We start from the raw sequence: 20,114 nt of genomic DNA on the forward strand, positions 1-20,114 counted from the left end.
TTTATAAATTATTAACTAAAGAATACTAATTCGCTTATGAAAGACAAAACCCTATACTTAGCATCCATAATTATTGCCTTTATTTTCGGTAGTTTAGGCACTTATTTGCTTATGACCAAGCAGCAGATGGATCAGGTTATGCTAGGCCGCCAGCAGGCAGTAAAGTCATTGCAGGACGATACTGATTCAAGCTTTGGACAAGAAGAAAGCAAGCTACCAGAAGAGCGCCAAGCGCTTGAACATCAGAATGGTAACAACATGCCAACGGCAGGAGCGAAGCCCATAAGATCTATGCATGATTACTCGCAAGAGCAAGCTTTAGATATCGTCAATAAAATGCCAGACTATATGCTAGGACAGTACATTGATCGGTTTATGTCACAAGGCGCAGACGAGGCGCTATCTGACAAACGTCAATTTGCGCAGCGTGCCATTGAGGAGTTGTATAAAGAAAATGACAATCAACCACTGGTCGGTGAGGTTAAACTATCACTCACGTCTTCGATGCCATCATCATCCATGGATATCTCAAACATCGACAAAAATGCTACTGTGTTTGCGCATCTTGATACCGCAGGCAAAGTACCTCCCAGCCCATTCGTATTTGTCAAATGGGTAAATAATCAGACAGGACAAGTATTACTGTTTGAGAAAAAAGACATCGTTGCCAATAGCAATCAAAATTGGGTCAGCTTTAAGCCTGATGATGGCTGGCTGCAAGGCAGCTATGATATTCGCTTTTATCAATTCACCTCAGAGCTACAGCCAATCGCACAATTGACGTATCAGATATATAACGTCGAAGATAGTCATCTAAGTACGAACAATAGCAGGGCGGTAACAGCGACCGCCCAAAACTAAGTTATATTATATTTAGAAGCCACAAGGTGCATCAATCGTGGCAATCACGCCGCCGCCTAAACACACTTCATTGATATAAAAAACGGCTGATTGACCCGGAGTGACGGCGCGCTGCGGCTCATCAAACACCACGCGGACATCGCTACCGTCATCACTGGTCGCAAATACACGACACGCTTGATCTGGCTGACGATAGCGAGACTTTGCCATACAGCGTAAACCCTCATCGCTGAATACATCTGCAGGTGGCAGGCCATCGACCCAATCCATTTTATAAGCGGTTAGCTCATTACTGAGCATCATTGGATGTTCGTGTCCTTGACCGACGATCAAACGGTTTTTGTCTAGATCTTTTGCCAATACAAACCAAGGTGCCTCTACGCGGTCTTTTACACCGCCAATACCAATACCGCCGCGCTGCCCCAAGGTGTAATACATCAAGCCATCATGAGTGCCGATAGTATGCCCATCGTCAGTCACGATATCGCCTTTTTGGGCAGGCAAGTACTGCTGTAAAAAGTCCTTGAAACGGCGCTCACCAATAAAGCAGATACCCGTAGAGTCTTTCTTTTTGGCCGTCGCTAAGTCATGCTCTTCTGCAATCTGACGTACGACAGGTTTTTCGAGCTCACCGACTGGGAATAATGTCTTGGCAATTTTGTCGCCACCGACCGCATGTAAAAAGTAGCTTTGATCTTTATTATTATCTAGACCACGTAAGAGCTGAGCAACCTCATCACCATTGGCGTTGGTGTAATTCATACTGCGCCGAGTATAGTGACCAGTAGCGATGTAGTCAGCACCAAGCGTCAAAGCATAGTCTAGGAATGCTTTAAATTTAATTTCTTTATTGCATAAAATATCAGGGTTTGGGGTGCGTCCCGCTTTATATTCCGCCAAAAAATGCTCGAAAACACGATCCCAATATTCCATGGCAAAATTGGCGGTGTGCAGCTTCATACCGATTTTGTCACATACGGCTTGCGCATCTGCCAAATCGTCCATCGCCGTACAGTATTCGGTGCCGTCATCTTCTTCCCAGTTCTTCATAAACAGGCCTTCGACCTTAAAGCCTGCCTGCTGAAGTAGAACGGCTGATACAGAAGAATCCACGCCGCCTGACATCCCAACAATCACATGTTTGGTGCTAGGATTTTCGATATCGGCAAGTGTTAAGGGGCGATGAGTATTGAAAGACTCAGAAATGATTGTGCTTGAGGTATCTTGTATGGCTGACATAAAACGGCTCAACTATTTATACGTTATCCAAAGCAAACAGTGACGCCAAAAATTATGCGTTTACTACAATACGTAGTCTTAACACAACAACGTCAGCTTGTCTTTTGGATCTGGTATTATGATAAAATAAACGTCATATTATACCAGTTAATTGAAACTGGTGGCGACCGATGGCGTCTCGCTGACGGTAAAACCCCTTTGAAAATCCATATAGTGGTTTTGAATTATTTTAATCATGTTTAACGCATCTTGGAACAACAATGATAAAAATTGGTCAAGGTATCGACGTTCACGCTTTTCACAACAACGGTCAGCAGCAGCAATACGTCATACTAGCAGGCGTGCCTATTGAGCATAGCCATAGTTTGCTGGCACACTCTGACGGTGATGTAGTATTACATGCGCTCGCTGATGCGCTGCTGGGTGCCTTAGCACTTGGCGATATCGGTCAGCATTTTCCCGATACTGATGCTGCTCACGCAGGCTTGGATTCACGAGTCTTGCTACGTTATGTCTATGGCAAAGTACAAGAGGCAGGGTATCGGTTAGGCAATGCAGATATAACCGTGATGTGCGAACGTCCAAAGCTGGCGCCGCACAGCCAAGCCATGCGCGATAATATCGCCAGTGATTTGCAAACGGACATTAGCAATATCAGTGTGAAAGCCACCACAACTGAAAAATTGGGATTTACTGGTCGTCAAGAGGGCATCATGGCCAATGCCGTGGTATTATTAGTCCCTAATGCTGTCGAACCTATATAGGTCGAAATTCGTGCTTGTAATACAGTGGCAACCGCCCCATGTATCAGCCACGTATTTACACAATTATTTTTATATAAATAATCATTTTAATGAACCGCTTTATCAATAGGAGCTTTTATGAGTGAGCAAACCCCAAACACTGCTGCAAATGATGTTGAACAATTGATCCGTGATCAAATCCGTGACAATAAAGTTATTCTTTATATGAAAGGCACACCGCAGTTTCCACAGTGTGGCTTTTCTGCTAAATCGATTGAAGTTCTTACTCAGATCGGTCGCCCATTTGCGTTTGTCAATATTTTAGAAAACCCAGAAATCCGTGCAACATTGCCAAAAATTGCTAATTGGCCAACGTTCCCGCAATTATGGGTTGATGGCGAGTTGATGGGTGGATCAGACATTATCTTGCAAATGTATCAATCAGGCGAGCTAAAGCCATTGGTTGAAGCAAACAGCCCAGCGGCTTAATGCTAGAAACACTTATCTAAGCTTTTTTATTATAGCCATTCCACTATAAAAGTATGACAGCGTTAACCTCGCTTGGAGTATCACAGTTACATCTATACTTGGTTGCCTTGTACTAGTTTCAAATTGAATCGACTACATCAAGCGGATAAGTTTTAACAATAAAAGCTCGAGTCAGTCCTTAAGTGGTCGCTCGGGCTTTTATTGTTTTTGTCAGTCTTGACCCCATATATGGCTCAACAGCAAATATTATAAAAACATAAATAGTGAGAGAATATTATGAGCAATCAACCAACAGAACAACAATTGGCCGAACCGGTATCTGCTGAGCAAGCAGCAATAGAGAAACGCCGCGAGCATTTAAAAAATGAATCGACACGTATCATCGAAATTGCCAGTAGTGAGTCCAACTCAGCACTGAAATGTATCCATCAGCTTAGTGTGGCAGGCGGCGCGACAGAAGCGACGTATGTTGCTATCGAACAGCGCATCGTCGCCGATCAAGATACGGCAGGTGCTTATCATTTGGCATTGCTGGCACAAAACACACCAGATCTACCAATTGACGCGCGCCAGCTGATTGAGTTGGTGGCCAATAAAGGTGATAACCAACAGCGCTTGGCATTGCTTAAAAACTTACTGTTACCGCCTGTTGAACTGATTAAAGAGCAGATTTTAGCCAGTGATGACGGCGATGCGATTGGTCAAATGAATGCGTATCTGCAGATTAATCCAGAAGGCTATGGTAGCCATCATATGCTGTCTAGTGGTCAATTCGATCAGATCGTACCGCTAAGCCCTGGGAAATAATTTTTATAGTAGACCCTAATTTTAATAGTTTTTGCTATGACGTTTTTTAAGCATCAAAAAATTGTTATAATGATGGGTTATCTACCCAATTACCAACGACTTATCTGAGTCGTTGTCTTTTTTATAAATTCGACTGACGTTTATTTGCCGATTGCCATGCTGTTTTATCATCACACTGTTTGATAATAGAATAGGGCAATCGGCAGCGTTATGAGTCAAGTGAGGCATATATGCAATACCCAAAACATTACGACGTGATAGTAATCGGTGGCGGTCATGCTGGCACAGAAGCTGCTCTGGCAGCCGCACGTATGGGCGCGCAGACCTTGCTGTTGACGCATAACATTGAGACACTCGGACAGATGAGCTGTAACCCTGCGATTGGTGGTATCGGTAAATCGCATCTGGTGCGTGAGATTGATGCATTAGGCGGTGCGATGGCGCTAGCTACAGACAAAGCCGGTATCCAGTTTCGCGTGCTAAATAGCCGTAAAGGTGCGGCCGTTCGTGCCACACGTGCGCAAGCGGATCGTATTCTTTATAAAGCCTCTATTCGCCATACGCTAGAAAACCAGCCAAACCTGGATATATTTCAGCAAGCCGCTGATGATATCTTGGTCGAAAACGGCCGCGCAACGGCAGTGGTTACCTCTACTGGTATTATCTTCAAGACTGAAACAGTGGTACTGACTTCAGGGACTTTCTTGGGTGGTGTGATTCATATCGGCCTAGAGAATTCTAAAGGTGGACGTGCAGGGGATCAGCCGTCTATCAAGTTGGCCGATCGTTTGCGTGAGCTTAAGCTGCCAGTCGGTCGTCTAAAGACAGGTACGCCAGCGCGTATTGATGCTCGTAGCGTCGACTTTAGTGTGATGACCGTACAGCCGGGCGACACACCGTTGCCAGTGATGAGTTATATGGGTGATGTGTCTATGCATCCAGAGCAGGTCAACTGCTATATCACGCATACCAATGCGCGTACCCATGACATCATCCGTGAGAATTTGGATCGTTCGCCGATGTTCTCTGGCAAAATCGAAGGTGTGGGTCCACGTTATTGCCCATCTATCGAAGATAAAATTCACCGCTTTGCGGATAAAGACAGCCATCAGATATTTATCGAGCCAGAAGGTCTGACCACGCATGAGCTATACCCAAATGGTATCTCTACTAGCTTGCCGTTTGATGTGCAGTTAGACTTTATTCATAGTATGAAAGGGTTAGAAAACGCGCATATTACCCGTCCAGGTTATGCCATTGAATATGACTACTTTGATCCACAAAACCTAAAGCCAACGCTAGAGACTAAGTCGATTGATCGTCTGTATTTTGCGGGTCAGATCAATGGTACGACAGGCTATGAAGAAGCGGGCGTACAAGGTCTGCTTGCAGGTACCAATGCGGCACTCGTGACTACCAACAATAGTGAGTTTGACGTGTGGACACCGCGCCGCGATGAAGCGTATCTTGGCGTGCTCGTCGATGATTTGATTACCCATGGTACTACTGAACCGTATCGTATGTTTACGAGCCGTGCAGAGTATCGTCTATTGCTACGTGAAGACAATGCGGATCAACGCTTGACTGAAACAGGCCGTAAGCTTGGTCTGGTTGATGATGTACGCTGGCAGGCTTACCAAGAAAAGATGGAAGCAATTACGACAGAGACTTCACGCCTAAAAGACATGTGGGCAACCCCTGCTAATGCACTGGGTAAACAAGTCGCTGAGCAAACGGGCGAGGTGCTCTCTAAAGAATCGACGGTTTTTGATTTGCTAAAACGTCCGCAGATTCATTTTGCTGATATCGCTGCCATCACTGACTCAACAGTGGATACACAAGTGGGTGAGCAGATAGAGATTTCTGTCAAATATGCAGGTTACATCGATCGTCAGCAAGAAGAGATTGATCAGATGAAACGTCTAGAGAACACCGCATTACCGCTAGATTTTGATTATAGTATCGTCTCTGGTCTCTCAAATGAGATAGTACAGAAACTCACACATATTCGTCCTGCCACGCTAGCGCAAGCGGGGCGTGTGAGCGGTGTCACACCTGCTGCGATACAGCTTTTAGCGATGACGATCAAAAAGCACAAAAAAGTAAAAGCTGCTTTGAACTCGTAATAGCAATACAGTAAAGCCTTTATAACAAAGTACTTATAGTATAAAAAGCCCGTAACGAGATATCATTACGGGCTTTTGTTTGTCAAAAATACAGTCTTCATTGAAAGAAAGGAGCAGGTGTCCTTGTCTTATTGTCTACTTTGTCTCTATACTAGGTCAAAAAACCTTACTACTATCTATTAACTTATCTCGTTGATGCTCATCTCATGATGGGCAGGTCATCGAATTGAGCCTATTTATGATTGATGCTATTGTCTTTGCGATTACTATTGTCCTACCCAACCTTGCCTTGATGTGGTTGGGTTTTTTTATGCAACGACGCGGTGAGGCAAGCCAGACATTTATCGATCAGTCATCAAGTTTTGTCTTTAACTATTGCCTGCCATGCTTGCTGTTCTTTAGTGTGGTCGATAGTGACGTCGATTATGCCAAGCAAATCACATTAATCATCGCCGGTATTTTAGTGACGTTCCTCTTGTTTATCGGGGCGGAAATTTACGCCAAGTATTTTGTGAGCAAACCTGCTGACCAAGGCGTATTTGTGCAAGGTGTGTTCCGTAGTAATATGGCGATCATAGGGTTGGCCACGGTTGCCAACGCCTATGGAGAGCGAGGTTTGAGTATCGGGGCCGTCTACATGGGAGTCGTCACGATATTGTTTAATATTTTAGCAGTTATCACCTTAAGCCGCGTATCCAAAAGCATAGATGATACATGGGTCAGCCGTAGCACTATGATTGTAAAAAAGCTATTTACCAATCCACTGATTCTAGCATTGGTTAGCGCTTTTGTTTATAAAGCGCTGCCATTGCCGCCTATCACTGGTGTCATTCATACGACCGGCGATTTATTGGCAGCAGTAGCCTTGCCATTAGCACTTATTTGCGCAGGTGCTAGTATCGATATGAAGTCTATGTTGCATCCGTCAGGGCTGTCTATGCAGGCCAGTATAGGACGTATCGTCATTGCGCCAATCGTTGCTATCGCCATTGGCTTGGCATTTGGTCTATCTAGCGTACACATGGGCGTGCTGTTTTTGATGGTGGCATCCCCAACCGCTGCAGCCAGTTACGTGATGGCAAAAGCGATGGGTGGCAACGATATACTCGCGGCCAATATTCTAGCGTTTACCACCGTCGTCGGTATGTTTGGCATGGCAATTGGCGCGGCAACTTTACGCGGATTGGGTATGATGTAAGCTCTGCTTTAGGGCTATAAGATGACACAAAATTGAAATAATAAATTCATAAGTAGGAGTATTGATCTTGCAATTGTTAAATAAAGCAGTCGTGACGGAACACCTTAAGATGCAGGCAGCCATTGATGCGATTGAGACATTGTTACATCAGCAAGCAGCACATCCTAATTGGATCAAATCACCTGAGCGTTTGGTGATAAGCACCTTTACTGATTCTGATAGTCATCGTTCAGGCTCGCATTTATCTATGCCAGCCACGATGTATGATGGTGAGAATGAATACACGGTCGTAAAGCTAGTGACTATCTGTCCTGATAATCCCAGTCGCGATATGCCAACGACCACAGCTATTGTTACCGTATCAAATAACGATACTGGCGCTATACTAGCAGTTATGGACGGCATCTATATTACGCAAGTACGTACCGCCGCATTGTCAGGTATCGCGACCAAGTATATGGCAAAAGCCGATTGCCAGAGTGTCGCAGTGGTTGGTTGTGGCGGCATGGCGTATGAGCAATTGCATGCGGTGCTAACGGTACGTTCAGAGATTAAGACGGTGTATTTATGGAATAGAAATCATGAAGGTGCACAGCAATTTAAAACACGTTTTGCCCGTGATTATGCCCAATGGAATGTAGACATTCAAGTCTGCGAAGCGTTAGACGATGCCGTTCGTGATGCAGATATTATTAACGTAGCAACCCGAGCCACTAAAGGTTTATTCAGTATTGATCAAATCAAATCTGAAGTACATATCAATGCAGTCGGGGCCTATCAGCCTTCAATGAAAGAGATAAGCAATGATGTGATTGCCAATAGTAAGATGATTATCGTTGATGACTTGGCTGGCAGCCATCACGAAGCGGGTGATTTAATTCAGGCGCATGACAGCGATGATTGTGCGTGGGTATGGGATGACCTGAGCGGTGATTTGGAAGCGTTGGTTACCGCAAAATTAAAAGAAGGCATTGCTAAGAGCGATAAAGGTATTACGCTATTTAAATCGGTCGGTGCGGCCAGTTTTGATGCGGCAGTTGCCTTATACGTGGCAAAACAAGCCGAACAACAGAGTCTTGGTTCTTCAATAGATTGGTAGAACTGCTTATCATTGAAAATAATAAATTATTCTGTGACGGATAGTAAAATTAAATAAGCCCTCTTTTCAAATAAGAAAAGAGGGCTTTTAGTGTTGATTTAGCGTCCGCTATTACGCTTGTCTTCGCGGCGCTGCTTCTGCTTTGGACTAGTACGATAGGTCAGATAGCCACCGACAGCCATCACCGCAAGAAAGGCCATAATATATATAAATATTGATGAGCCAATGAGTAATGAGGCACCGATAATGGGAGTTGCTTCCATGTCAAAAATCCAGTTAAGGTTCAACAATAATTATGCAAGTGTCTCATTTCATTGTAAAGTAAATAAGTTTAGCGCCGGTGTAAGTTCAAGTGAACGGATACGGGCGGCTTGGTCATAGATGTTAGCCGTCACAATCAACTCATCTGGCTGATAGGTTGCCAAAAATGCCTCGAGTCTTGGTTTGACGGTGTCGACAGAGCCAATAAATGATACTGACAGTGCATTATCTACCATCATTTTTTCGGCTTGACTCCAGATACTGTCCATATCGTGAGTAGGCTTGGGCATTTGACCTGTCTCACCACGGCGCAAGCGTACAAAGCTCTGCTGTGCTGAGGTAAAATGATACTGAGCCGTCGCATCATCATCAGCCAGTAATAAGTTTGCAGCTAGCATTACATACGGCTTATCTAGGTAGACAGACGGTTTAAACTGTTCACGGTAAGCCTCAATTGCTTGTCCAAGCATTTGCGGGGCAAAGTGAGAGGCAAATACATAGGGTAGTCCTAAATGTGCAGCTAAGGTCGCGCCAAACAGAGAAGAGCCTAATATCCAAATAGGTATGCCTGATTTTGCACCAGGAAATGCCTGTACAGGGCTGCCATCTGTATCATTACCTAGGAAATACATGAGCTCTTGTACATCTTGTGGAAAGCGTTCTGCATCTTTCATTTGTCGACGTAGTGCCTGAAACGTTGCACCATCAGTACCAGGTGCACGGCCCAAACCTAAGTCTACACGGTCGCCATACAAGGCCTGCAAGGTGCCAAACTGCTCGGCAATAACTAGAGGGGCATGGTTGGGTAGCATGACGCCGCCAGCACCAATACGAATACGTTTGGTTTGACTGCCGATATGCGATAGTAGTACTGACGTGGCTGCACTGGCGATACCCGGCATATTGTGATGTTCTGCCATCCAATAACGGTTTAAGCCTGATTTTTCTGCTTGCTGCGCGGTTTCAACCGTTTGGGCGATGCCTTCAGCGATGGTTTTGCCTTGAGGGACGGGTGCGAGATCTAGGAAAGACAAAGGGATTTTATTACTCATAAATGTTCCAGTAGTGTATTAATTATTTTCTACTGATATGCTTATGGGCGGTCATAGTTTCAAGTACCTCTAGCCACTGTTAATGAATCATAACAAAGTAGACTAACTCTGTATTTAATCTCACTTAACAATTATTAATATGTATTTATAAAGGTTGTCGTTTGTCAAAATAAGCTATAAATAAACCATAAGTAAGGTCATAAGAGGCCTTAACGGTATTGTGTTTTGGCATTAAAAAAAGCAGGCAACCTAAGTTACCTGCTTTTTTGATTGGCTAGTGATAAAGCAACAATGAGTCAAATCATTAGCGCTTTATCAACATCATGTTATTCAACTTAGGCGCTATCTAATATAGTGCTATTTAGATTGATCACCAAGCTTATAAGCTAGGACGTAATCACCAATGGTTGTACCAACTGAACCATGTCCACCAGCAACCAAGAGCACCATTTGCTCACCTTTCGAGTTCAAATAAGTCATTGGTGTGGCTTGACCGCCTGCTGGAATACGAACATTCCATAGTACATCGCCATTTTTCAGATCATAAGCTCGGAAGTTGTTTTCCGTCGCCGCTGACAAGAACGCTACGCCGCCCTTAGTAATGATAGGACCACCGATACCAGGGACACCCAATTCTAGTTTGATTGGAATAGGAGACAAGTCTTGTACGGTACCGTTTTTACGCTGATAGGCGATATCACCTGTGGCCAGATCTGCACCTGCTATCGTGCCCCATGGTGGCTGCTGACAAGGAACACCTAGCGGCGATAAGAAAGGCCCAAGCTCAACCGCATAATCGGCGCCTTCGTTCCCATTGACTCCTTGCTCACCTTTGTTGGTTTCTGCATCACCCAATGTGTCTCTAGGAATGAGTTTTGAGGTGAATGCCAAATATGTCGGCATACCAAACATCACACCATTCTCAGGATCGACCGCGATGCCGCCCCAGTTAAAGGTACCGAAGTTACCAGGATAGACCAAGCTACCATTGGTTGATGGCGGTGTATAGCGACCATCATAATTGAGTTGATTGAACTCAATACGGCACATCATTTGATCAATGAGACTGGCACCCCACATATCTTTTTCAGTCAATGGTTCAGGCTCAAAGCTCAAGCCAGAGTAAGGCTGAGTCGGTGCTGCATGCTCTCCTGCTACTAGATATCCTTGCGGCGCATCACGTTCTTTAATCGGTACAATCGGCTCGCCTGTTGCGCGGTTCAAGACGTATACGTCACCTTGTTTGGTCGGTACGACCAACGCAGGCTGAACACCATCAGCGGTATCTAAGTCAAGCAGTGTTGGCTGAGCAGGGGTATCCATATCCCAAAGGTCATGATGGACAAACTGCTGAACCCAGCGTGCTTCACCTGTTTTGAGATCTAACGCGACCACAGACGTTGCATATTTTTCTTCAGCCGCATTTCGATAACTGCCTAGCTGATCAGGTGTACGATTGCCCATTGGGAAGTATGCCAATCCAAGCTCTTCGTCGGCAGTGGCAACTGACCATGAATTCGGCGAGCTGGTCTTATATGTTTGGGTTGGGTCATTGACATCGAAAGGCGCTGTGTTTTCAGGATCGCCTGAGTCCCAGTTCCAAAGCAGCTCACCAGTATTGACATTATAAGCACGGATCACACCAGAAGGTGAGTTGACATTATAGTTATCGTTGACAGCACCAGCTACGATGATAGTATCACCGGCGATTACTGGTGGTGACGTCGAATAGTAATACCCTGCTTGATTAAATGGCATGTTATGCATCAAATCTAATGCACCATCATCACCAAAATCTTGGCAGCGTTGTCCCGTACTTGGATCAAGTGCATATAATTTAGCATCAGAGGTTGGAATAAATATCTTGGCATCGCATTGGTTAGACGCGTTTTCAAAAGTATTACCAGCGATTTTTTGCACCATCACATTGCTGGTTGCAAAAGCTTCATTAATAATGGAGCTGTTATCGCTTGTCCCTTCATTAGTAAGGGCAGGCGTCGTATCAGATCCCGATTGACCAGCATAATAAGACACGCCTCGGCAAGTTTGATGCTGGCGTTGTAGGTTTTTCTCTACTTTTGGATCAAACGTCCATAGTGATTCACCAGAGTCAGCATCTAGTGCCATTACCCAGTTGTGAGGCGTACATAAGTACAGCGCATTGCCAATTTTTAACGGCGTTGCTTGATAAGTGGTCTCGCCGACATCGTCAGGACCTTTGACATCACCTGTTTGGATTTGCCAAGCCAGCTCTAAATCTTTGACATTATCAGTGTTGATTTGAGTCAAAGGAGAGTAGCGTTGTCCATAGTCAGTACGACCATACGCGCTCCATTCACCATCTGGCGTTTGCTGACCGTTTGATAGAGGATCACCAAGATTTGCAGCAGTATCGGTTGATGTTGCGTTTTGCTCGCCATCATCTGTGGCGCTCAAATCAAGTTCGCCTAATTTATCAGTGGCATTGTTTGCCAAACTCCCAAAGGAGAGCAGCGCGCCTACGCCGACACTGGCAAGCAGTCCCCAATAGTACAGAGGGCTTTTCTTAGTCGTGTCTGTGGTCGTTGGCGTGCTAGCAGCGCTCGTCGATATTGGCGTCTTGTGCCCACGCATCTTATTCGATACCCATGGCAATAGCATGAGCAAACCAAATATGAGCGGGAAACCAACTCGAGGCGCTAGCGCCCACCAATAAAAGCCAGATTCCCAAAGTGCCCAGACAATGGTCGCGACTATAAAGAGAGCGTATAGCCCGTAAGCACTCCAATGTTTTTTGAACAATAAAAATGCTGTTGTTAGCATGATAACGCCAGCAAAGAGATAGTAAGGACTACCGCCTAAAGAGAGCAGATAAGCGCCGCCGATAAGTAGAGGGGCGGCGAAAATTGCCATAATGATCGCTACGAGTTTTTCCATGAGCGGTCTCACCTGTTACATAGAAGCAAATGGACATGCAGTGGTCGACACCCAGTAGTCATCAAATGTTTAAGTCATTGAATGTCTAGGCGTCCAGCAATACATGCATAAAGAAAAAATAAATCAAACGCTGGATGACGTTCTAGACTCTATTTTATCATTTATGCATAAGTTCGGTAAAGGTGAGGTAAGCTAGGAGTAACGGTTTGGCAGGGTGGTTTTAGTTGTTAAATTGTTTCTGACACAGCTCCATAAAGGCGCGACCGTATTGGCGGATTTCCGCATCATCACGTACAGCCATCCAACTGGTAAAGCGTCCGAAGTGATCCACTGGGATAGCAGTTAAGTTTTGATAATGGCTTGGCTCAAAGGCCATTTCTGCGATAATCCCAATGCCTAGGCCAAGTCCAACATAGGTACTAATCACGTCAGCATCGAGCGCTGCTAGTACGATATCCGGCTCTAAACCTGCGTCTTCAAAGGTCTTATCGATTGCGCCGCGTCCAGTAAAGCCGCCGTGATAGGTCACAATTGGATAGCTGGCAAGGGTAGGCAGATCAATAGACTCTAGGCTAGCAAGCTCATGATCGCTAGGTACGATGACGCGATGCGTCCAGTCATAGTAACGGTAGCATCTAAGATAATTATTATGTAATAAGGACTCAGTAGCAATACCGATATCGGCCTGCCCACGAATGACCATCTGTGCGATGGTCTCAGGATCTGCCTGCTGCAAGATTAGATTTACTTTAGGAAAGCGATCCTTGAACTCTTTTACCACTTGCGGCAATACATAGCGTGCCTGCGTGTGAGTGGTGGCAATGGTCAGTGTGCCGATATTTGGATTATTAAAATCTAAACTGAGGTTTTCAATGGTACGGATTTCAGCAAAGATAGACTCAATGTGTGGCATGAGCGCTGTGCCCATGGTCGTAAGCCCTGTCAGGCGCTTACCTTGACGAACAAAAACCTCGGTCTTCAGTTGATTTTCGAGTGCAGCAATATGCTTCGACAGACTGGATTGGCTGGTATGTAGTACGGTCGCTGCTTGACTTAAATTATAGCCATTAATCACTGTATGCCATACTGTTTCCAGCTGCTTGAGCTGAATCTGTAAATGTCGCTGATTGACCACTACATCAATTGCCATAACTTAGTCCTGTCATATAAATATACAAACCCTGTCCGTATACATAAAATAAAAATGTATCAATATATAGTAAGAGAACAGTGTAAAACAAAGTGGTTATTCTTGTATATACTAAATAGTTATCTATTTATATTTTTTTGGAATATAAATATAAACAAGGTGTATTGGAGATTTTTTAGAGTCTCTAAAAGTATTTATACTGTCTTTTGTCAGCGAGTTGTTGACCCTTGAAATGAGGGCATACCCTAAGACAATATGCTACAAACATAAAAAAACAGCCACCTTTAGATGACTGTCTTAGTTTACAACTTAAATAATGATGTTACCTTCAGTGAGTCTTAGCTAAAACGATCCGCATTCATGACTTTGTTCCAAGCATTAACGAAGTCTTTAACGAATTTTTCTAAGTTATCATCTTGTGCATAGAGCTCAGCATAAGCGCGTAAGATAGAGTTAGACCCAAACACGAGGTCGACACGGCTGGCTTGCCATTTCACGTTGCCAGTAGCGCGCTCACGCAATTCGTATAGTGTCGTGGCTTCATTGTTATCCGTCTTGATAGGATTCCAAGTGTAGCTCATGTCAGTCAAGTTCACGAAGAAGTCATTGCTAAGCGTACCTGCACGCTCAGTGAAAACGCCTTGCTGGCTTTGAGCATAGTTGGTATCAAGGACACGCATACCACCGATCAATACCACCATTTCAGGAGCCGTCAAACCCATTAGCTGCGTACGGTCTAATAGCATCTCTTCAGGAGAGACCACATAGCTGCCTTTGATCCAGTTGCGATAGCCATCATGTAATGGTTCAAGATCAGAGAAGCTTTCGGCTTCAGTCATCTCATCGCTAGCATCACCGCGACCAGCATTGAATGGTACTTCAATCTCAACACCTGCATTAGCTGCGGCTTTTTCAATGGCAGTATTACCAGCCAATACGATTAGATCCGCTATGCTTACTTCTTTATCGAAGTTCGTTTGGATAGTCGTAAGCGCTGCAAGTACGCGATTTAATTGCTCAGGCTCATTACCTGCCCAGTCTTTTTGTGGGGCTAAACGGATACGAGCACCATTGGCACCGCCGCGATAGTCTGAAGCACGGAAGGTACGAGCGCTATCCCATGCGGTAATAATAAGCTCGCGATGATCAATGCCACTGTCTAATATCTGTGCTTTTAGGTGATCGATATCATCAGCACTTAGATCAGCGTTACCTTCTGGAATTGGATCCTGCCACGTGAAATCTTCTGATGGTACGTCTGCACCTAAATAGCGAGATTTTGGTCCCAAATCACGATGGGTTAGCTTAAACCAAGCTCTTGCAAAAACTTCATCGAAGTACTCTGGGTTGTTGTGGAAATTCTCTGAAATTTCACGATAAATAGGATCTTTAATCATCGCCATATCAGCATCAGTCATGATTGGGTTACGGCGTACACTTGGGTCATGCGCATCTAAAGGACGATCTTCTTCCTTAATATTGACGGGCTCCCATTGCCATGCACCTGCTGGGCTTTTCGTTAATGCCCACTCATGATTGAGCAGTAGGTCAAAGTACTCATAGTTCCATTCGGTTGGATTCGTGGTCCATGCGCCCTCGATGCCACTTGAGACGGTATCACCTGCATTACCCGTGCCATTAGGGTTGCGCCAGCCTAGGCCTTGCTCTTTGATGTCAGCGCCTTCTGGCTCATCTTCTAGTATCGTTGCATCCCCATTACCGTGGCATTTACCAACGGTGTGACCACCAGCTGTCAAAGCAACCGTCTCTTCATCATTCATCGACATACGACCAAACGTAGTACGGATGTCCTGTGCCGTTTTGATTGGGTCAGGATTACCATCGACGCCTTCTGGATTGACGTAGATCAACCCCATTTGCACAGCTGCTAAAGGATTCTCTAATGATTCGCGATCTTCATCACTGTCGTAACGGTTTTTGGTAGCGGCAAGCCATTCGCGCTCAGAACCCCAGTAGATGTCTTTTTCTGGATGCCAGATATCAGCACGGCCACCAGCGAAACCTAAGGTTTTAAAGCCCATAGACTCATAAGCCATGTTGCCTGCCAAAATCATCAAATCAGCCCATGATAGTTTATTGCCGTATTTTTTCTTGACTGGCCACAACAGACGACGTGCTTTGTCAAGGTTGACGTTGTCAGGCCAACTGTTCAATGGTGCAAAGCGTTGGTTACCAGTATTAGAACCACCACGGCCGTCAGCACGGCGATAGGTACCGGCAGAATGCCATGCCATACGAATCATTAGCCCGCCATAATGACCCCAATCGGCTGGCCACCACTCTTGTGACTCAGTCATCAAGTTTTTCAGGTCAGTTTTGACCGCTTCTAGATCAAGTTGTTTGAAAGCTTCAGCATAATCAAAATCAGCACCCATTGGGTCTGTTTTGTAATCTTGCTGATGTAAGATATCTAGATTAAGCGCATTTGGCCACCAATCTGTCGCAGCAGAAGCACTTGTGGTATGCGCTTGGTGCATGACAGGACAGCCGCCCATACTAGGACGCTGAGGCTCGTGCGAGTTATCAACGTTTTCGCTATGGATCGTTGGGCCTTGACCATCACCTTGATCATAGGTGGTATTGGTGGGCGCATTGTTATCTCCGTGGTTTACGGGACAACCGGTAGTAGTGTGCGCTGTGTTTTTGTCAGCTGGGGTGTTGGTAGAGTCAGACATAATGGAGCTCCTAGGCTGTAATAATAAAAAGAAAAAATAGTTAATCGAGATAATCATTGTTTATACATAGAGCATAACGAAGGTCTATGTATTTATAAAACTAATATATAAGAATTATAAGTTTTAAATTACCAATCATAAAAAGCTTGATGTTTTGTTTATCTAAACCTTTATTAATGCCTGAGTTCATCATCGCCAGTTAAGGTTAAATCAATAGAGTACGCTCAACTAATTAAGCTTGCGTCAATTTTATTGCTACCTTTATATTACCTATAAATACTGTGATTGTCAGACATCTTTCAAGAGAGCGTTTAGTAAGAAATAAGAGAGCTAAGGTAACCTTGTTGGGACAATGCAATTGTTTGCGTGACTATCAAGAAATATAAGCCATCGCATGACGCATGCTATCAATAAGTTAATGCAAAAATATCTAGTCAAGGTAGAGGTTCTCAAGTACCATAACTGGTTTTGTCGTGGTTCTTATATTTGTGCAACGTTGAGCAATTTTTATCGATCCCTTTATCGATAACTGATTCTAAAGATTGATAAAAATTGTGCGCAGTTGTGTTCTTTGTCTTAAGTATTGGTGAGTTATTATGTCTGCCGTCAAATCTGTGCCACCCCATCAAACCGCTGTCAAAAAATCATGGGGTGAAGCTGCAAAAGCCTATCTAGATCCTCGCGTTATCATTATGTTGTTTTTGGGTTTTTCGGCAGGTATTCCCATCTTACTTATCTTCTCAAGTCTGTCATTATGGCTTCGAGAAGCAGGCATCGACCGAAATGTTGTGACCATGTTTAGTTGGGCAGCATTAGGGTATTCGTTCAAGTTTATTTGGGCGCCATTGATTGATGCGCTCCCTGTGCCGTTTTTGACCAAATGGCTTGGGCGTCGCCGAAGTTGGATGGTCGTGTCGCAGCTACTCATTGTGTTGGCGATCATTTTGATGGCAAAAGTGAACCCTGTCAGTGAGGATGTACTGGTCTATATGGCAGGCGCTGCCGTGCTGCTTGGCTTCTCTTCTGCGACACAAGATATCGTGATTGACGCTTATCGTATCGAGCTGGCACCGCCGTCTATGCAGTCTATTTTGTCTTCTATCTATGTGTCAGGCTACCGTATCGGGATGATTGTGGCTGGGGCGGGCGCATTGTATTTGGCGGATTATTTCGGCTCAAATGAGACTTTTTATAGTTATGAGGCATGGCGTAATACTTACTACATCATGGCAGGAGTCATGACATTAGGGGTGCTAACGACGTTTGCTAGCTATGAGCCAACCGCTGAGACGGTACAAACCCAAAAGCAAAAAAGCAATTTAAAAATATTCCTTGTGTATTCTGGTTTACTGCTCGTACCAGGTTTGCTGTTTGGTGTTATCTATCTGATTAATATTTTGATCAATACAGTATTTAATAGCACAATCGCCTTAATACCATTAATGGCGATGCCAGCCATCAAGTTTTACTTTTTGGCATTGGTCGCGTGCGCACCGTTGCTCCTGTTCTACTTCATTATCAATCAGCCCAAAATCATTAATAAAGCGCCATTGGTCGCTGAGACTCGTGAAGACTACGTCAGATTAGTAGCATTGTTTGTGTTTTCAGTGATTGCGTTTATCGCCGCTTATATAGTGATGGGACAAGTCCTGCCAGTGTTTGAAGGGGCATTTGTCAGCTTCCTTGTAGAAACCTTGCATCTGCTCGTGAGCTTAGGTGCGGCGATGGTGGCAGGCTATGTGTTGGTACAAGTGGGTCTGGTCAAAAAAGAAGTGGCCATGGCAACTTGGGTTGAGCCAATTTTAGATTTCTTTCGCCGTTATGGCAAAAAAGCGCTATTACTATTATTATTGATTGGTCTATACCGCATCTCAGATATCGTGGCAGGGGTTATCTCAAATGTCTTTTATCAAGACATGGGCTTTAGCAAAACAGACATCGCCAATGCCGTAAAACTGGTCGGTGTGATCATGGCGATTGCAGGTGGTTTCTTAGGCGGGCTATTGGCTCAGCGTTTCCGTATGATGCATGCCATGATGATTGGCGCGATTTTAGCCTGTGCGACCAACTTACTGTTTGTGCTCCTGACATACAATCCAGGCAGTTTGCCTTTCATGTATTTGGCGGTGATTTTTGATAACTTGGCAGCAGGCCTTGCGAGCGCTGTATTTATTGCCTTTTTATCAGCACTGACTTCCATTCGCTTTACCGCGGTACAGTACGCTATTTTTTCCTCACTGATGACCCTGATACCCAAAGTGATGGGTGGTTATTCTGGTGCCATCGTTGATAATATGGGCTACCCATTTTTCTTTATCTTTACCTTTGCTATTGGTATTCCAATCTTGGTGTTGATTTATTTTGTCGATAAATACATTGTCATTGGTGATAACGATGATATTTACGGCGATGGCAATAATGATGGAAGTAATGATGGCAGCGGCGGTAATGGGATAGGTGACAAGCTAAGCAAAACCAATCCTAACCTGACCGATACCAAAGAACCACCGCGCGCATCAGAGTAAGCTAAGCAGTATTTTACCTTTATTCATTCACCGTATTTTAAGAGCTATCTATGACCGTATCGACCATTCGTCACATCAAGCAGCACATCCAGCAACTGACGAATGGCGATGTACATAATCAGCTACCATCGTTTTGGTTTACGGACTGGTTGCTGTATGTCATAGATAAGCCTGCGATAGCGTTGATGACGGATGAAGATTATCAGCTGACTGCTAGTGAGCTTGCTCAGTTCAACGCTGGTGTGGTAAAAATGCAGAAAGGCATACCGCTTGCTTATCTGACTGGTCAGCAGGAGTTTTGGTCGCTGAGCTTCAACGTGAATGAGCATACTTTGATTCCTAGGCCTGATACCGAAGTATTGGTCGAGCAGGTATTAAACTGGATAAACGCTCAGCCAGCGCAACTTAGTAATAAACGATTGCTAGACTTGGGGACAGGTTCAGGTTGTATTGCGATCAGTCTTGCCCATGAGTTAAAGCACGCTAATTGGCAAATCGTGGCGGTTGATTTATCGTCAGAGGCGCTGAAAGTGGCTCAGCATAATGCGGTGAGCAATAACGTTGCTGATGTTGAGTTTATTCAAAGCAGTTGGTATCAAGCGTTACCTACTAACGATGAGCCGCAGTTTGACGTGATTGTATCAAACCCTCCGTATATTGACGAGACAGACGAGCATTTGGCAGGTCTAACAGCTGAACCGATTAGTGCGCTCAGTGCACCCAATCAGGGTTTGGCTGATATCGAGCATATCGTCCAGCAAGCGACGAAATACTTATGTACAGGTGGGTTATTAGCTATTGAACATGGCTATGATCAAGGGAATGCGGTGCGGCAGCTGTTTCTAGACAATGGGTTTGAGTCAGTACATACTGTAAAAGACTACGGTGGTAATGATCGCGTCACGCTAGGGCAAGCTCAGTAGACAGGTTTTTTATTAGTAAACTTATTTGA

Annotated in this window: 15 protein-coding genes; 9 read left to right on the plus strand and 6 right to left on the minus strand. The window is 44.6% G+C overall.

The genetic code is table 11. The annotated features are described in order from the left end of the window. The first annotated feature begins 36 nt into the window (after window positions 1-36). The gene (locus tag IP510_RS02125; protein ID WP_194363136.1) at window positions 37-861 is read left to right on the plus strand and encodes a hypothetical protein; all 825 of its coding nucleotides are present in this window, start codon (window positions 37-39) and stop codon (window positions 859-861) included. 12 nt (window positions 862-873) lie between these two features. On the opposite strand, the gene mnmA is transcribed toward IP510_RS02125, so the two are convergent. Further along, window positions 874-2,100, minus strand: a complete 1,227-nt coding sequence (mnmA, locus tag IP510_RS02130; protein ID WP_194363137.1) for a tRNA 2-thiouridine(34) synthase MnmA — start codon at window positions 2,098-2,100, stop codon at window positions 874-876. A 260-nt stretch (window positions 2,101-2,360) separates the two neighbouring features. On the opposite strand from mnmA, the gene ispF reads away from it, so the two are divergent. From ispF to IP510_RS02160, 6 genes are all read left to right on the plus strand, one after another. Next, entirely contained in the window at window positions 2,361-2,864 is a 504-nt protein-coding gene (gene ispF, locus IP510_RS02135) for a 2-C-methyl-D-erythritol 2,4-cyclodiphosphate synthase (RefSeq protein ID WP_194363138.1), read from the plus strand. A 117-nt stretch (window positions 2,865-2,981) separates the two neighbouring features. Beyond that, window positions 2,982-3,332 (plus strand): Grx4 family monothiol glutaredoxin, encoded by a 351-nt coding sequence (grxD, locus tag IP510_RS02140; protein WP_194363139.1) that lies wholly within the window; start codon window positions 2,982-2,984, stop codon window positions 3,330-3,332. A 276-nt stretch (window positions 3,333-3,608) separates the two neighbouring features. Next, window positions 3,609-4,139, plus strand: coding sequence for a hypothetical protein (locus tag IP510_RS02145; RefSeq protein WP_194363140.1), 531 nt, complete (start codon window positions 3,609-3,611; stop codon window positions 4,137-4,139). 230 nt (window positions 4,140-4,369) lie between these two features. Continuing rightward, window positions 4,370-6,265 (plus strand): tRNA uridine-5-carboxymethylaminomethyl(34) synthesis enzyme MnmG, encoded by a 1,896-nt coding sequence (gene mnmG / locus IP510_RS02150; RefSeq protein ID WP_194363141.1) that lies wholly within the window; start codon window positions 4,370-4,372, stop codon window positions 6,263-6,265. Between the two features lie 238 nt (window positions 6,266-6,503). Beyond that, the gene (locus IP510_RS02155; protein WP_194363142.1) at window positions 6,504-7,463 is read left to right on the plus strand and encodes an AEC family transporter; all 960 of its coding nucleotides are present in this window, start codon (window positions 6,504-6,506) and stop codon (window positions 7,461-7,463) included. A 67-nt stretch (window positions 7,464-7,530) separates the two neighbouring features. Further along, a complete protein-coding gene (locus IP510_RS02160) occupies window positions 7,531-8,562 on the plus strand; it encodes an ornithine cyclodeaminase family protein (RefSeq protein ID WP_194363143.1) in 1,032 nt (343 codons plus the stop codon). A gap of 98 nt (window positions 8,563-8,660) precedes the next feature. Here IP510_RS02160 and IP510_RS02165 read toward each other — a convergent pair whose 3' ends face one another. The 5 genes from IP510_RS02165 to katG form a co-directional block, all read right to left on the minus strand. Further along, window positions 8,661-8,825 carry a hypothetical protein gene (locus IP510_RS02165; protein WP_194363144.1) on the minus strand — a complete coding sequence of 55 codons (165 nt, stop codon included), beginning with the start codon at window positions 8,823-8,825 and terminating at the stop codon, window positions 8,661-8,663. A 48-nt stretch (window positions 8,826-8,873) separates the two neighbouring features. Next, entirely contained in the window at window positions 8,874-9,875 is a 1,002-nt protein-coding gene (locus IP510_RS02170; protein ID WP_194363145.1) for an LLM class flavin-dependent oxidoreductase, read from the minus strand. Between the two features lie 357 nt (window positions 9,876-10,232). Next, window positions 10,233-12,791, minus strand: coding sequence for a membrane-bound PQQ-dependent dehydrogenase, glucose/quinate/shikimate family (locus tag IP510_RS02175; RefSeq protein WP_194363146.1), 2,559 nt, complete (start codon window positions 12,789-12,791; stop codon window positions 10,233-10,235). 220 nt (window positions 12,792-13,011) lie between these two features. After that, window positions 13,012-13,941 carry a LysR substrate-binding domain-containing protein gene (locus tag IP510_RS02180; RefSeq protein ID WP_194363147.1) on the minus strand — a complete coding sequence of 310 codons (930 nt, stop codon included), beginning with the start codon at window positions 13,939-13,941 and terminating at the stop codon, window positions 13,012-13,014. A gap of 338 nt (window positions 13,942-14,279) precedes the next feature. Then, complete coding sequence (gene katG / locus IP510_RS02185) at window positions 14,280-16,457, minus strand: catalase/peroxidase HPI (protein ID WP_194363262.1); 2,178 nt, start codon at window positions 16,455-16,457, stop codon at window positions 14,280-14,282. Window positions 16,458-17,233: 776 nt separating this feature from the next. On the opposite strand from katG, the gene IP510_RS02190 reads away from it, so the two are divergent. Continuing rightward, window positions 17,234-19,162: an AmpG family muropeptide MFS transporter gene (locus IP510_RS02190; protein ID WP_194363148.1), complete on the plus strand. Its 1,929-nt coding sequence runs from the start codon at window positions 17,234-17,236 to the stop codon at window positions 19,160-19,162. 50 nt (window positions 19,163-19,212) lie between these two features. Beyond that, complete coding sequence (gene prmC / locus IP510_RS02195) at window positions 19,213-20,085, plus strand: peptide chain release factor N(5)-glutamine methyltransferase (protein ID WP_194363149.1); 873 nt, start codon at window positions 19,213-19,215, stop codon at window positions 20,083-20,085. The last annotated feature ends 29 nt before the right edge of the window (window positions 20,086-20,114 follow it).

Source organism: Psychrobacter sp. NG254 (assembly GCF_015277735.1).
In the GTDB taxonomy this organism is placed as follows: Bacteria; Pseudomonadota; Gammaproteobacteria; order Pseudomonadales; family Moraxellaceae; genus Psychrobacter.